The sequence below is a fragment of the Veillonella sp. T34266-5 genome, from assembly GCF_002959815.1.
GTDB lineage: Bacteria > Bacillota > Negativicutes > Veillonellales > Veillonellaceae > Veillonella > Veillonella atypica.
The window spans coordinates 21,402-37,512 of the sequence record NZ_PPCZ01000006.1 but is presented as its reverse complement, the minus strand read 5'-3'; the positions used below and the strand labels follow the sequence as shown (position 1 = coordinate 37,512).

13 protein-coding genes are annotated in these 16,111 nt (G+C 41.4%); 11 read left to right on the top strand and 2 right to left on the bottom strand.

What is annotated here, in order from left to right; all coding sequences use genetic code 11:
* The first annotated feature begins 7 nt into the window (after positions 1–7).
* From VIHSUH07_RS03815 to VIHSUH07_RS03765, 11 genes are all read left to right on the top strand, one after another.
* Positions 8–3,415, top strand: a complete 3,408-nt coding sequence (locus VIHSUH07_RS03815; RefSeq protein ID WP_105083967.1) for a DNA polymerase III subunit alpha — start codon at positions 8–10, stop codon at positions 3,413–3,415.
* A gap of 34 nt (positions 3,416–3,449) precedes the next feature.
* Positions 3,450–5,198, top strand: coding sequence for a pyruvate kinase (gene pyk, locus VIHSUH07_RS03810; RefSeq protein WP_105083966.1), 1,749 nt, complete (start codon positions 3,450–3,452; stop codon positions 5,196–5,198).
* A 45-nt stretch (positions 5,199–5,243) separates the two neighbouring features.
* Entirely contained in the window at positions 5,244–6,155 is a 912-nt protein-coding gene (locus tag VIHSUH07_RS03805) for a LysR family transcriptional regulator (RefSeq protein WP_105083965.1), read from the top strand.
* A 278-nt stretch (positions 6,156–6,433) separates the two neighbouring features.
* Positions 6,434–7,855 carry a DASS family sodium-coupled anion symporter gene (locus VIHSUH07_RS03800; RefSeq protein ID WP_105083964.1) on the top strand — a complete coding sequence of 474 codons (1,422 nt, stop codon included), beginning with the start codon at positions 6,434–6,436 and terminating at the stop codon, positions 7,853–7,855.
* Positions 7,856–7,959: 104 nt separating this feature from the next.
* Positions 7,960–8,229 (top strand): citrate lyase acyl carrier protein, encoded by a 270-nt coding sequence (gene citD, locus VIHSUH07_RS03795; RefSeq protein WP_005379312.1) that lies wholly within the window; start codon positions 7,960–7,962, stop codon positions 8,227–8,229.
* The gene (locus VIHSUH07_RS03790; RefSeq protein ID WP_005382238.1) at positions 8,229–9,194 is read left to right on the top strand and encodes an HpcH/HpaI aldolase/citrate lyase family protein; all 966 of its coding nucleotides are present in this window, start codon (positions 8,229–8,231) and stop codon (positions 9,192–9,194) included. The genes citD and VIHSUH07_RS03790 overlap by 1 nt, the downstream gene beginning before the upstream one ends.
* Complete coding sequence (gene citF / locus VIHSUH07_RS03785; protein WP_105083963.1) at positions 9,184–10,731, top strand: citrate lyase subunit alpha; 1,548 nt, start codon at positions 9,184–9,186, stop codon at positions 10,729–10,731. Before VIHSUH07_RS03790 ends, citF begins: the two co-directional genes overlap by 11 nt.
* A gap of 421 nt (positions 10,732–11,152) precedes the next feature.
* Positions 11,153–11,401: a DUF4261 domain-containing protein gene (locus tag VIHSUH07_RS03780; protein ID WP_016476542.1), complete on the top strand. Its 249-nt coding sequence runs from the start codon at positions 11,153–11,155 to the stop codon at positions 11,399–11,401.
* A 28-nt stretch (positions 11,402–11,429) separates the two neighbouring features.
* Positions 11,430–11,786 (top strand): cupin domain-containing protein, encoded by a 357-nt coding sequence (locus VIHSUH07_RS03775; RefSeq protein ID WP_038122478.1) that lies wholly within the window; start codon positions 11,430–11,432, stop codon positions 11,784–11,786.
* Between the two features lie 231 nt (positions 11,787–12,017).
* The gene (locus tag VIHSUH07_RS03770; protein ID WP_105083962.1) at positions 12,018–12,764 is read left to right on the top strand and encodes a Bax inhibitor-1/YccA family protein; all 747 of its coding nucleotides are present in this window, start codon (positions 12,018–12,020) and stop codon (positions 12,762–12,764) included.
* Between the two features lie 202 nt (positions 12,765–12,966).
* Positions 12,967–14,283: an MFS transporter gene (locus VIHSUH07_RS03765; protein WP_105083961.1), complete on the top strand. Its 1,317-nt coding sequence runs from the start codon at positions 12,967–12,969 to the stop codon at positions 14,281–14,283.
* 91 nt (positions 14,284–14,374) lie between these two features.
* Here the strand turns inward: VIHSUH07_RS03765 and VIHSUH07_RS03760 are convergent, their stop codons facing one another.
* Together VIHSUH07_RS03760 and VIHSUH07_RS03755 are read right to left on the bottom strand one after the other, a co-directional pair.
* Positions 14,375–14,794, bottom strand: coding sequence for a hypothetical protein (locus VIHSUH07_RS03760; RefSeq protein ID WP_105083960.1), 420 nt, complete (start codon positions 14,792–14,794; stop codon positions 14,375–14,377).
* Positions 14,794–15,717, bottom strand: coding sequence for a LysR family transcriptional regulator (locus tag VIHSUH07_RS03755; protein ID WP_005379284.1), 924 nt, complete (start codon positions 15,715–15,717; stop codon positions 14,794–14,796). The genes VIHSUH07_RS03760 and VIHSUH07_RS03755 overlap by 1 nt, the downstream gene beginning before the upstream one ends.
* Positions 15,718–16,111: the final 394 nt, after the last annotated feature.

The window sequence follows — 16,111 nt, the reverse complement described above, 5'->3', positions numbered from 1 at the left end:
GTGTACCATGAAGCCATTTGTACATTTACATAGTCATACGGAATTTAGTTTATTGGACGGCATCAGCCGTTTGCCGGATATGGTGCGCCGCGCGAAGGAATTGGAACAACCAGCCCTAGCCATTACGGATCATGGCAATATGTATGCAGCCATCTATTTTTATAAGGAATGTGTGGCACAAGGCATCAAACCAATTATTGGATGTGAAGTGTATGTCACAGAAGGTAGCCGCCTTGATAAACCAGAAGGGCGTAGCCGTGAGCGATTAAAACATCTTATTTTGCTAGCCGAAACGATGGAAGGCTATCGAAATCTTGTTAAAATCGTATCTAAAGCCTCTACGGAAGGTTTTAATTATAAGCCCCGTGCTGACCATGATTTGTTGCGTCAATATAGCAATGGCATTATTGCTCTTAGTGCGTGTATTCAAGGGGAAGTACCTCAATATATCTTGCAAGATAATATGGAGGGAGCCCGCCGTGCTGTTGAGTGGTATATTGAAACCTTCGGTAAAGACAATTTCTTTTTAGAAATTCAAAATCACGGTTTACCTGAAGAGTTACGGGCTCAGCAAGTGCTATGCCAATTAGCTGACGAATATGGCCTAGGCATCGTGGCGTCCAATGATTTCCACTATGTTATGAAAGACGACGCCGATGCTCAAGACATTCGCGTTTGTATTCAAACGGGCCGACGTCGCGCCGAAGTAGACCGTTTGAAATTCCCTAATGATGAGTTCTATCTCAAATCTGGGGACGAGATGGCGGAGCTCTTTGGACACATCCCTGGGGCCTTAGAAAACACAGTAAAGATTGCAGACCGATGCAATGTAGAATTTAATTTTGATGAACACCATTTGCCGCACTTTGATGTGCCTGAGGGCGAAACGTCTAAGACTTATTTACGCAAGGTCTGTGAACGAGAAATACCTCGTTTATATGACGATACATCTGATGAGCTTAAAAAACGCCTCGACTACGAACTCGATGTTATCGGAACGATGGGCTTTGAAGACTATTTCCTTATCGTATGGGATTATGTGCGCTATGCGCGTGAACACGATATCCTTGTAGGCCCAGGTCGTGGCTCTGCAGCTGGTTCTGTAGTAGCTTATTTATTAGGTATCACAGGCCTTGACCCATTACAATACGATTTGCTCTTTGAACGATTCCTTAATCCAGAACGGGTAAGCATGCCTGATATCGATATCGACTTCTGCTATGAAAAGCGGGGCGAAGCCATCGACTATGTAACGCGAAAATATGGACCGGCTCGCGTGTCTCAAATCATCACCTTTGGTACAGAAGCGGCTCGCGCCGTTATTCGTGACGTAGGTCGTGTACTCGATTTACCATTAGCCGAGGTCAATCGTATTGCGAAGATGATTCCTAATGAATTGGGCATTACCTTAGAAAAGGCCTTAAAGGGTAAAGATTTAAAAGCCTTATATGATACCGATCCTAATGTAAAAGAGTTATTTGATTTTGGTCAAAAACTAGAAGGGATTGCACGTAACTCGTCCACCCATGCAGCAGGCGTCGTAATTTCTGCGGACCCTCTAGATGACCATGTGCCTGTACAAAACTCTAATGAAGAAGGCTTTGTCACTCAATATGATAAGGATAATATCGAGGAATTAGGCCTGTTAAAGATGGACTTTTTGGGCCTCCGTACATTGACCGTTATGGGGGATGCCCTTAAGCTCATCAAGGCAAACCGAGGTATTGACCTCGATTTAGATGCTATCCCATTAGATGATAAAGCGGCTTGTGAGCTCCTTACCAAGGGCGATACATCCGGCGTATTCCAGCTCGAATCCGATGGGATTACCAAGCTCGTTATGGATTTGAAACCGGAGCATTTTGAGGATTTAATCCCTCTCGTTGCACTCTATCGTCCAGGGCCTTTGGGATCTGGCATGGTGGCGGATTTTATTGACCGCCGTCATGGTAAAAAAGAGGTGACTTATTTACATCCGATTTTGGAACCTATTTTGAAAGATACGTTCGGCGTTATTCTCTACCAAGAACAGGTTATGCAAATTGCATCTGCCATGGGTGGGTTCTCCCTTGGCCAAGCGGATTTGATGCGCCGTGCGATGGGTAAGAAAAAGGAATCCGTCCTCAAGGCGCAACGTGAATCCTTTATACAAGGTTCTATCAATAATGGCATCGAAGAGTCCATTGCAAACGAAGTATTTGACTTGCTCGTTTACTTCGCCGGCTATGGCTTTAATAAATCTCATAGTGCGGCCTATGCGTATATTGCGTACCAAACGGCGTACCTCAAGGCACACTATTTTCCAGAATTTATGGCCGCTACCATGACAAGCTTTATGCAAAATATGGATAAGCTCACATACTATATCAATGCTTGTAAAAAACATAATGTGCAGGTCCTCGGTCCCGATGTAAACCATTCCTTGCGTAGCTTTGCTGTACAAGGTGATGCCATTCGCTTTGGCCTTGGGGGCATCAAGAACGTAGGGGACAATGCTATCGATCGACTCATCGCTGAACGTGAGGCCAATGGTCTCTATACGAGCATTACCGATTTTTGTCGTCGCGTAGATAGCAAGGTCGTTAATAAACGGTTGCTTGAAAGTTTAATTCGCTGCGGTGCTATGGACGGATTTGAGGAAAACCGCAATCAGTTATTGCATATGTATGAAAGTGCACAGGCTGTAGGGGCTAAGCAGCAAAAGGATGCTGCCATGGGGACTATGAGTCTCTTTGGTGAAAGCACGGATGACGTCGATATGATTCCGGTACCGAATTTACCTGATTTGTCGGAAGATGATAAATTGAAGGATGAAAAGGACTACACAGGATTCTATATTACGGGCCATCCATTGCAAGGCTATAACAAGGAATTGAAAGGCCTTTTTGAACTGGGGCAACTCCTTGAAAACCCAGAGCGTTTTGATGGTCAAACGATTACCTTTGGCGGTCTCATTGCTGAAAGAGGGGATAGACCTACAAAACGGGGCGATGTCATGAGTATTCTTCGCATCGAAGATTACTCTGGTTCCGCTCAAGTGGTAGCATTCCCGAAGGTATTTGCTCAGAGCCAACAATTTTTGGCTGTCGATATGGTTGTTAAGGTGCGAGGCCGTGTTGATGCGGATGAAAAGGGTGTGCAGATTATTGCAGACCGCATTGCACCGCTAAAGGTGAATTATAACAATGCACGACAAATCGCTATCCATATTCGAGGTGCCTATGATACGCCAGAGAATAGCAATGCGTTGAAGGAAATACTTTCACAAGCAGAAGGGCAAGTACCGACAGCATTATATTTACACAAACAACGAAAACGAATTAATTTATCACCTCAATTATGCTTTGCACCTACAGATGAAATCATCGCACGCATTGAAGCGGTGTTAGGTGAAGGTGCCGTAGAGGTGCAATAGAGTATATTAAATACCATCCCATTTAGGAGGATATATGAAACGTACAAAAATCGTATGTACCGTAGGTCCGGGCACGGATAAGTTCGGTATTTTAGAAGATATGATGCGCGCCGGCATGAATGTAGCTCGTTTTAACTTCTCTCATGGTTCACATGAAGAGCAAGCGGAGCGCATGCAAATGGTGCGTGATGCGGCGATGATTGTCAATAAACCAATCGCATTATTGCTCGATACAAAGGGCCCTGAGGTTCGTCTAGGACTATTTAAAGAAGGCAAGGTATTCCTCGAAGCGGGGCAACAATTTACATTGACTACGGATGATGTAGAAGGCACGTCAGAGATTAGTACTGTAAACCATAAAGGTTTAGTAGGCGATGTGCACGTTGGCGATACAGTTCTTTTAGCTGATGGCCTTGTTAGATTGACCATCGATGCTATTGAAGGTAATAACATCATCACCACCGTTCAAAACAGCGGTGAAATTGGCAATCGTAAACGGGTGGCCGTGCCAGGCGTAGCGCTTAGCTTGCCACCTGTATCCGAGCAAGATGAATTAGATTTGCGCTTTGGTTGCCAACAAGGTGTAGACTTTGTGGCCGCATCCTTTATGCAACGCGCTAAGGATGTAGTGGCTATTCGTCGCATCTTGGAATCTGAACAAAAGGATATTAAGATTATCGCCAAAATTGAAAATGCTGAAGGGGTCAATAATATTGACGAAATCCTCGATGTAGCAGATGGTCTTATGATTGCTCGCGGTGATTTGGGCGTAGAAATTCCAGCCGAAGAAGTACCAGTATTGCAAAAGATGATGATTGAAAAATGTAATCGCCTTGGCAAACCTGTTATTACGGCTACGCAAATGTTGGAATCTATGATTCAAAACCCTCGTCCTACGCGTGCCGAAGCGAGTGATGTGGCCAATGCAATCTTAGATGGCACCGATGCGATTATGTTATCTGGTGAAACTGCTAATGGTGCTTATCCAGTGGAAGCTGTTACGACAATGACACGTATTGCAGAGGTAACGGAGCAATCTGCTATTTATAATCATAAGAGCAGAACGCAGGAAAGTAATGATGTGACAACTACTGAGGCTGTATGTTTTGCCAGTGTGCGCGTTGCCAGTGATCTTGGGGCAGCAGCTATTTTGACATGTACCGAATCTGGTCATACTGCGATTAGTGTGGCTCGTCATCGTCCAGATTGCAAAATTATTGCTATCACACCGCATGATGAAACAATTCGCCGCATGCAATTATGCTGGGGTGTTGAAGCCATCAAGGGCCGTGAAAATATCAACTCTGATGAGATGGTAAAACAGGCGATTACCGGTGCTCTCGGGGCGAATGCCATCAACTCTGGTGATTTAGTTGTCGTGACTGCTGGCGTGCCATCTGGTTCTACAGGTACTACCAATATGATTCGCGTTCATATTGCAGGCAAGGTGTTGTTATCTGGTAATGGTATCTTGCGTAAATCTGCTACGGGTCGCGTATTTATTGCGGCTAATCATAAGAATGATTATGAAAGCTTTCAATCTGGCGATATTCTTGTAGTAGGGACTATGGAACCAGAATTGATGAACATTGCTAAACGAGCGGGAGGTATTGTAGCCGTTGAAGATGGGTACACATCGGATAGTGCTATTGCCGGCATTACGTATGGTATTCCTGTCATCTTAGGCGCCAAAGACGCTTATGACGCATTGCTTGAAGGTGCAGAGGTTACCATCGATGGTGAACGTGGCAAAGTCTTTGCAGGCATTGCGAATGCTAGATAAGCAATATATAATGTAATTAGGTTGGTCATAAAAAGGAGTACGACTATGGATGATAAAGAATGGCGTACCTTTGTAACCGTTGTAGATGAAGGTAATATAACAAAAGCAGCTGAAAAGTTATTTGTTTCGCAACCTGCTTTGAGCTATCGACTGCGTCATTTAGAGGATAGTGTAGGATACTCCTTGTTGCTTCGCACCACAGAAGGCATTGCATTGACGCCACAAGGTGAAATCTATTATGACTATTGCAAACGCATGCTTCATGATCGTGAAGCCTTGGAACATGCGTTGACATCGTCTACTGGTAAGATTCAAGGTACCTTGAAGATTGCATCATCCATCAATTTTGCAGATTATGAATTACCAGCTTTGTTGAAATCGTTCCGCGAACAGTATCCAGATGTGCATATTCAAGTTAAGACAGCTTTCAGCCATCAAGTTGTGAAGATGTTTAATACCGGTGATTGTATGGTGGCGTTTGCACGTGGTGGCTATGAAGTGTCCGGCAGTTCAGAACTGTTGTTGGAAGAACCGTATTGTTTGGTGTACAAAGAACTAGTGCCACCAGAATCGTTAGAGAAGGTGCCCTTTATTCGATACCAAACCGATGCGTCAGTTGCCAATATCATTGAAAAATGGTGTGCCGAGCATTTTGAAGAACCCCCCATTGTGGCGATGGACGTCAATTCCATGAGTACATGTCGACATTTTGTGCGGGCCGGTCTAGGATGGTCTATTCTAACCTATATGGGGCTTGGATCTTGTAAGGACAAAGATATTTATGTTAGTCCATTGCGTAGCAAGGATGGCACGTATATTACGCGTGATACCAATATGGTATACACAAAAGAGTCGGCCAATTTAATTGCTGTCAAAACATTTATCGAGTACGTACGAGATTACTATAAAAAACATACTGTTGTAGATGATAGTATTTTTAGAGAGTATCAATCATAACATGTAAGTGCATGTATACATCTTATTAGAGGTGTATGCATGCATTTTTTTCATTTATGCTTAAAATTCTATGAGAAAAATGCATAAAAAGTATGAATGACAGTTATAAAATTTTTTATGGCCCCTATAAAGGTAATCTATTTTTCAGAAAATGATTATCAACGTATAATGAAAGCATACTAAAACAAGAGTTCATAAGTAATAGTCGCGTATTACGAATTACTTGGGTAGTGTTAGGATGAACAGTATATGCCTATGTTTATAAGAAAGGAAAAAACATGGAAAGACTTGTAAAATTAGCCGTTATCGTGCTAATTCCAATTATCCTCTGGTTTACAACTCCACCAGAAGGGCTTTCTGCGGAAGCGTGGCGCCTCTTTGGTTTCTACATCGCAGGTATCTTAGGTTTGATTTTAAAACCATATCCAATTCAAATTATTTTATTATCCGTATTATCTGCTTCTGCATTATTCATGGACAATGCAAAAGATATTTTGGTAGGTTACGGCTCCACAGCATTGTGGATGATCATTGCAGCCTTCTCCTTGAGCGTTGCATTTGGTAAAACTGGTCTTGGTCACCGTGTAGCGTACCACTTAATCCGTGCATTCGGTTCCACAGTATTGCGTTTAGGCTATGTAACAGCGCTTCTTGACTTAATCTTGTCTCCAGCAACACCTTCTAATACAGCACGTGCAGCTGGTATCGTATATCCTATTAACTTATCCATTGCAGAATCTATTGGTTCTTACCCTGGTGATACTGCAAAACGCGGCGGTTCCTTTATCTTGATGAATGGTTACTTCGTAACAAAGATTACGTCCTTTATGTTCTTAACAGCTATGGCTCCTAATGTGTTGGCACTGGATTTCGTTACTAAGATTACAGGCCTTACTATGAACTGGGTCGAATGGGCAGTGGCTTTGGCCATTCCTGGCCTTGTAATGTTGATTTTTGTTCCTCTTGTAGGCTACTGGATTGACCGTCCTGAAGCTGTAAAAATCGACAATAAGAAATTGGCAGACGAAGGTCTTGCAAAATTAGGACCTATGAAAATGTCTGAAAAAATCTTGGCTGTTGTATTCATCCTTGCTCTTCTTGGTTGGGCATGGCCTTCTATTGGATATTTTTTCCCAGCTATCGCTTTTGATTTGAGTCCTACAGCAGTAGCATTAGTTGCTATGACTGTTGTTTTCTTATCCGGCATCATCACATGGGAAGATATGGTTCAAACAAAAGCTGTTTGGAACACATTCATCTGGTTCGGTGCTATCCTTGGTTTATCCACAGCTTTAACAAAAGCTAAATTCTTTGCTTGGCTTGCTACATTCATGCAAACCAACTTGGCACTCGATGTATCTCCACTTGTAGTAGTATTGATTCTTTCCGCTATCAGCGTTGTAATTCGTTACTTATTCGCTTCTAGTACCGCATATATCGCATCCATGCTTCCTGTATTCTTAACGGTAGGTATGGCAGCCGGTGTTAACCCTGTTATGTTTGGTCTAGTATTGCTTGCTACAAATGCATTTGGTGGTCTCGTAACTCACTACGGTGCATCCCCTGGCCCTATTATCTACTCTGCAGGTTATAATAACTTGAAAGAATGGTGGACTGCTGGTGGTATCCTAGCAATCTTGAGCTGGATTTTACTCTTTGTAATAGGGATCCCTTGGTGGACTTTCATCGGTATGATTTAATCACCATCTAATTTTATACTCATCATTGTTTTTACGGCTTGGGCCAGACTTCGCGACGGTCTGGTCTTTGCCATTTGATATATTTTTTAGTGAAAGGATGTAACATGGCACAATTAGTGAAAGCTGCGCAAGCAGGCTTCGACGAAAAAAATGATGCATTAGTTACGGTAGAACCGATTGCTAGCGGCATCGAAATCGAATTGACTTCCAAAGTTATGCGTCAATATGGAGACCAAATTAAATCTGTTATCTTAAATACAGTTAAAGAAGCCGGTTTTGACGGTGTAAAAGTAACTGTACAAGATAAAAATGCTTGGGATTATACAATTAAAGCTCGCGTGTTGGGCGCATTAGAAAGGGGGAGCAAAGCATAATGGCTAACGATAAAACATTTCCAGAAGTAAAAACTAATCCGCTTACAGAAGCGGCAAAAAAACGCTTATCCCGTTCCATGATGTTCGTTCCTGGTAATACACCAAAAATGATTAACAGTGCTGATATCCACGGCTCTGATTCCATCATGATTGATATCGAAGATTCCGTGCCTATTACAGAAAAGGACACAGCTCGTCTTTTGACTGCAGAAGCATTGAAATCTCGCAAATTCCGTGCAGAAACAGTTGTTCGTATCAACCATCCTACACAAACGCCTTACGGTTATGACGATCTTGATGTAATTGTTCCCGCTAAACCTGATATGATTCGTTTACCTAAAACTGAAGATGTATCTGAAGTTGAAATCGTAGCGAAGAAAATTGAAGAAGTAGAAAAAGCTAATGGTTGGCCAGAAGGTACTATTAACATTATCGTAGCTATCGAATCCGTTCGAGGCTTGTATAACGTTCGTGAAATTTGCCATGGTCCTCGCGTAGTTGCTATCGCTCTTGGCGCAGAAGATTACCGCGCTGACCTTCGCACAGGCAAACATAAACCAGCTGTTGAATTGTTGTTCGCTCGTCAAACAATCCTTCACGCCGCACGCGAAGCAGGTATCCGCGTAATCGATACTGTGTTCTCCGACGTGAAAGACCCTCAAGGCTTCCGTGAAGAAGTTGAATTCATTAAAGCATTGGGTTATGACGGCAAATCTTGCATCCACCCAAGCCAAATCAAAATTATCCACGAAGTATTCACTCCTGATGAAAAAGAAATCGCTCATTCCGTTAAGGTATTGAACAGCTATGCTGATGCATTGCGCAACAATAAAGGCGTAATCTCCGTAGATGGTAAAATGATCGATGGTCCAATCGTAGTTCGTGCGCAACGCGTAGTTGATAAAGCACGTGCAGCAGGCATTAAAGTTGAATTAGAGGAAGGAGCAGAATACGATGTTAAATAAAGTAGGTCGCGATATCCCAACAAATATCCCAGCACTAGAAGGTCGCGAAGTATATCAAGGTGAATTCGCCATTGAACCTAAAGCTCATCGCGCAGGTAAACCTGTACACATGAGCCGTGTTGGTACAAATAAAGTACTTGCTTCTATTGATGAAGCAATCGAAAAAGCTGGCGTAAAAGATGGTATGACATTGTCCTTCCATCATCACTTGCGCAATGGCGACTATGTAATGAAAATGGTTATGGAACGAGTTCAAGCAAAAGGCATTAAAGATATTACAATCGCATCTTCTTCCTTGTCCCCATGCCATGATTTCTTGGTAGAAATGATTCAAGACGGTACTGTAACAGCTATTGAAACATCTGGCTTGCGCGATCGTCTTGGTAAATTCTTAACACAAAACCCTGGCGTATTGAAACGCCCTGTAGTGATTCGCTCTCATGGTGGTCGTGCTCGTGCTATCGAATCTGGCGAAGTTCATATCGACGTAGCTTTCATGGGTGCTCCTACAGCTGACCCACGTGGTAATGCTACTGGTCGTATGGGCAAATCCGCATGTGGTGCACTTGGCTATGCTAAAGTTGACTCCCATTATGCAGATACAACTGTTATCATCACAGATAACTTAGTTGACTATGTACACAACTATGCAATCCCTCAAACTGACGTAGATTATGTTGTTCCTGTTGAAAGCATTGGTGATCCAGAAGGTATCGCTTCTGGTGCGGTAGGTTTCACTAAAAACCCTATCCAAATCAAAATTGCTGAATTAGCTGGTGAATTCCTTGACCAAGCTGGCATTATTAAAGATGGTTTCGTATTCCAATTGGGTGCTGGTGGTGCTCCATTGACTGTGGCGAAATTCATCGCTGAAAAACTTCGCAAACGCGGTGAAGTAGGTGGCTTTGCTATCGGTGGTGCTACTGGTATCTTGACTGGCATGCTTGAAGAAGGTTTGATTCGTGCCATTTATGATACTCAAACATTCGATACTACTGCAGCTGCATCTTTGGATAAAAACCCTGCACATATCGAAATGTCCGCTTCCATGTACGCTAACCCATGGACAGACTGCACTACAAACTACCTAGATGTAGTATTCCTTGGTGCTACTGAAATCGACCTTGATTTCAACGTAAACGTAATGACAGATTCCAACGGTGTATTGATGGGCGCTTCCGGCGGTCACTCCGATACAGCAGCCGGTGCTAAATGTACAGTTATTACTTGCCCATTGATCCGCGGCCGTTTGCCAATGATCCGTGACAAAGTAGCAACTGTAATTACACCAGGCTCCTCCGTTGACGTACTCGTTACTGAATACGGTATCGCAATCAACCCAGCTCGTACTGATTTGATTGAACGCTTCAAAGATAGCAACTTGCCTATCTACACAATCGAAGAATTACAACAATTGGCATTCGACTTAGTTGGTAAACCACAAGATATCCCTGTATCTGACAAAGACGAAGACATCATCGCAATCGTAGAATACCGCGATGGTTCTATTATCGACGTGGTTCGTAAACCGCTATAATTGAAATAAAGACCCTCTCCATGGTCCTAGGACTCACACATGCCTGAAGTTCCTCTACGGACCACGGAGAGGGTCTTTTGTCGTTAGTTTTATTTTTTTACCTAGGGGATGGTGACGCCTTCAGCGGTACAGAGCAAGTGTTTATCGCGGTTCCGCACCACGAGCTCTAGTATATCGGTAGTTGTACGCCTACATGATTGTAGCGGGTGCGGTATTCTACGGATTACGTTTGTGGGGGCCCGATGATGATATTCTTGCGCGTCCAGCTTACGGCTGAACATGGTTCGAATACCATCATCGGGCTATATTTATAACAGTTATATCTTTTAAGTTGTTATGAAATATGGATTATATAATACTTGTGGTACTAGTAATCATTTGATATACTATAAATGAATGGTATGTTATATTTAGCTTTATCTTGCCTGATGTGCAGTATCACTTTCATGGCATGAATCCTGATGATGTAGTTATTCATGCATATAATATGTTGTATTTTATTTTAGAAAATGATAATCCTGTTGGTGATGGTGATACTATTAGCGGCCTAGAGAATGGGGAATTGGATTCAAAAGTGCAATGGACATTGCCGTATGAGGATTCCCTAGTTCAACCGGTGAGAGCAGTGCTTGATGTAAATATGGGCGAATATGCATCGGGCACTCGTTAGTTGTTAATCGATGAAAGGTGTGAACATTATGAGTAATCAACGTATTTTTGATATGGAACTTGTGAAAGTTGAGAGTTTGGAGAAAGCTGTTAGGACGCCATTTTATCAAACTGATTCCACAGGTGGTTCAGTTTGGGTTATTAAACCTGGTCAAACCTTACCAAAGCATTATCATCATAATTCTGATGATATATGGGTTATATTGCAAGGGACAGGGGTGTTTTATCCAACGCCGGATACCGAGGTGCCTTTTACAAAGGGACAAGTTATAGTATCTAAAAAGGGTGAATGTCATGGTGCAAAAAATACTGGAACGGAAGATATTGTCTTTGTGAGTATCGTTGCTCCGGTGCCGTCTGATTATGATCCTGTTACTACTAATTAATATGAAAGTACTTTATAGTATTTTCTTATCTTGTGATAGAGATATATTCATACTATAAAGTGTTTTTTTAGGAGCGATAACAGAAAGTGGGTCACTAGTGAGGTAGAAGGACTCAAATTCTTTATGATTTGGTTTTATACAATGTGTTTTTATGGCGTTGAATAAGAATTTTTAGTATAATATATAGATAGATAACAAACTATATAAACTACAAATAGCAAGGAGGTTCTTATGAATCCATATATGACACAAACGCCAAATGCTAATGATGTAGCATTGGTAGAAAGTATTGTATCTCAACGGTTAAAGGGCTCTATTTTATGGATGGTTGTTGGTTTATTGACCACATTGGGTATTGGTATTGCGACGCTAATGAACCCATCTTGGGCGCGCTTTGCAGCTAGCAATTTCAATATTTTATTGATTGTAGAAGTAGCTGTTGTATTCTTGTTTAGCATGCGCACGTATAAGGCCAATGTTATGTCTTTATATGCGATGTTCTTCATCTATAGTGCATTGAATGGCGTAACCTTATCACTTGTTTCGTTAGCGTATGGCATCATGGAAGCTACTGTACCTGCATTGATAGGGGCGTTGGCATTCTTCGTTGCCTTTTCTATTGTAGGTCTTACGACTAAGAAGAATTTAGCTGGATTAACGCCGTACTTAGTAGCTGCTATCTTTGGCATGATTATCGTAAGTCTCGTGTTTATGGCAGCATCATATTTTTCGATTCCATATCTTAGCTCCATTAGCTATAGCACAATTAGTTTGATTCTTGGCTACGTTGGGGTCGTGGTATTTTCCATCTTTACGGCTGTTGATATGAACATGATTAAAAACAGCGTGACTCAATTGGCACTATCTGAAGATGAAACGATTTTAGATCGTATTGAAATTGCTGGTGCACTTAGCTTGTATCTCGATTTCATTAACTTGTTCTTATCCTTGTTACGCATCTTTGGTAACAGACGTTAATTTACGAATACTGTATGTGAAAGCACCTTATATACTACTATAAATCTCAGAGGAGATTCTATATAGCAGCTATAAGGTGCTTTTTGTATGCTACATATTCAAATTTATTATCTCTATATTCTATACAATATCATTGACAGAGGACATTTGTTTTTTTTAATATATTATGGTAAGTATCATATAGTAAGTAGAAAGGATTCATATGAACTCATCATCTCTACCAGAGTCTCGAAGTGGGGCTATTGATTTTAAGGATTTTACACGGCGGCGCATGTTGCATGTAATCCTACCATTATTTATTGTTTCTATTATTGCCTTTTTAGACCGCGTGAATATCGCTTATGCAGGTTTGACCATGAAGGAAAATTTACCATGGTTAACGCCAGAAGTATTCGGTATGGGCGCAGGTATTTTCTTTATTGGCTATGTTTTATTTGAAGTGCCGGCTTCACTGTTAGCGTCAAGATTCAATGCCATGCATTGGGTGGCGCGTATTATGTTTAGTTGGGGCATTGTGTGTGTCCTAATGACAACAATGACGACAGAGTGGGAGTTCTTCTTATATCGATTCCTGTTAGGTTTATGTGAAGCGTCATTATATCCAGTTATTTATTCCTTATTAATACCTAATTGGTTTTTACCGAGAGAGCGGGCAAAAGCAATTTCCTTAATGCTTACATCTCTATTGTTCTCTAATATTATCGGTGGTCCATTAGCAGGTGTATTGCTCGATACGACCTTCTTTGGTTTACACGGATGGCGCACATTGTTTATTGTAGAAGCAATACCAGCCGTTGTGTTTGCTTTCATTTTTGCATTCTGGATGAAAGAAAAACCAGAAGAGGCTGCTTGGGTAACTGCTGCGGAGAAAGCATATATCAAAGAAGAGCTTGCTAAGGAAGAAGCTGAAAAACAATCCGTAAAGAAATACACAATTTGGCAAGCCTTGAAAGATCCAAAGGTATTGCGATTAGCATTGATTTATTTCTTGTGGGTTATTGGGTTCTGGGGATTCAGTTTCTGGATGCCACAAGTGCTTAAAAGCTTATCCGGCTGGCCACCAAGTGTTGTAGCGTGGTCGATTGCTATTCCAATGAGTGCCGCCTTATTGGTACAAGTTTTCTGTGGCTATTCCTCAGAGAAACGAAATGAAAAACGTTGGCATGTGGCGACCACATTATTTGTTGGTACCATAGGTTTTATTGCTACCCCACATAGTCCATCACCTGAAATTAGCTTGTTATTCATCTGTTTAACGGCTGTAGGCGTATATGGCGGCATGGGCGTATGGTGGACAATGCCGACTACATTCCTATCTGGCGCTGCTGCAGCAGGTGCGATGGGGCTCATCAACTCATCTGGTAATATGGGTGGCTGGGTTGGCCCATATATGCTCGGTTTCATCAATGGCCACACAGGTAGCTTTACCATGGGTTATTATGTGATGGGTGCATGCATGTTCTTAGCAGGCCTTTTGGTATTAACATTGCCAAAATCTATGGAACATAAGGATGACTAGATAACACACCATATTATATTAATATAAAAAGAGCTATATCATTCATATACTCACTCATTGTAAGGGGATATGTTTGATATAGCTCTTTGTTTTATTTTTTTACATCTGGTACTTTGCCAGGATTCATATCTAGGTTAAGGTCTGTGGATTTTAACGGATTAGGATCTCCATCAGGAGAGATAACCTTGAGTTCTGGATGTAACCATTCCAGTTGTTTTAGTTCCCAATCATATCTAGCACCATCATTTTGTAATTGGCGGATATATTTCTGTAGTTCCTCGATTTGATCGCTGTGTTTATTAGCCATGCCTTCTAAAATATATAGGCGTCCCGCTACACTATCTACAGTTGAACCGTCGTGATCTTCATCGACGCGCCATTGTAGTTCCGATATTTGAACTTGCTGAATGATGATGACGATGATGAGAACTATGATAACTGCCCACATGGGCGTTTCCTTAGCTTTCAAAAGGGCCCGCAATTTAGTTGCGAGCCCAGATGGTTTGTTCATTATTTATGAGCCTCCAATTGTAGACCAGGTAATGGCAATTTGGAGTTTACAAAGTCTAACCACAAGCGAGAAGCGTGGGAGAGGTAATGACCTTTCTTCCAGATTACATATAAGGTATGGATGATTTCTGGAACGAGAGGTCGTACCACAACCTTGGACCCAACCTCTGTATTCTCGCCAACCTCAGGGCAGAGGCGAGATGGTAATAAGGCGATAGCAAGATCTGCACTTACTGTTTGTAACATGAGGTCACGTTGGCTTGTTTCAAATACGATATGAGGTTGGAACCCTGTATGTTTACAAGCTTTAATAATTTCATCATGTAAATTGAAATCATCTTTGTGAAGTACGAAGGATTCATCTGAAAGCATATCCAATCGAATTTCTGGTTCCTTCGCAAGTGGGCTAGTTTTAGGAACGATAACGGATAATGGGTCAGATGTGAGATAGAAGGATTCAAATTCCTTAGGATTTGGTTTCGTACAGATGATACCGATATCAATCAAACCTTCTTGTACACTGATTTCGACCTTCTTAGAACCTTGTTCATATAATTCTAAATCGATTTGTGGATATACCTTTTTAAATTCACCTAAAAGCTGTGCAAAGATTGGTGCATCGGTAATAGGTGGGATACCAATTCGGATGGAACCTTGCTCCAAACGAAACTCGTTTTCAAAATCTGTTTTTAAATGTTCAAACATAAATACAACACGTTTAGCATGTGTTAAAAAGATGGTACCTCCATCAGTGAGTTCTACGGATTTAGCATTACGCATGAAGAGAACAACACCAAGTTCGTCTTCTAAGGCTTTAATTGTACGGCTAATCGCGGATTGTGAGATGTGTAAGTTTCTTGCTGCTTTACTAAAACTCTTTTGATCAGCCACTTCTACGAAGTATTTTAAATGGTGGAAATCCATAACTAACCCCCTAATATATAAAAGATATTACAAACCTAATTTAAAAATTGATTTTGATAAATGAGAATAATTATTACTGAAACGCAATTAGCTATTACTTTAAGTAAAGCATGAATAGCGATATTGGCAAGGCGCCAAGCGCTGTATGTATTGCGTTGATATAGCCCACCACGTTATAATGAGTTTATAGGGCTATATCAAGTTATGATATTAGGAATTATGGTTGTGCCCACTACAAAATAGTTTGTACTACATAATGCCATAAATATATATAACATATATATTATTGCATTATTTTTTCATGTACGCAAGTTTGTAATGGTTGTTATTCCTAAACATAATGATAGATTAAGCAAGTGTTCTATTTTTGCTAAATGCTTAAGGAGGCAATAAT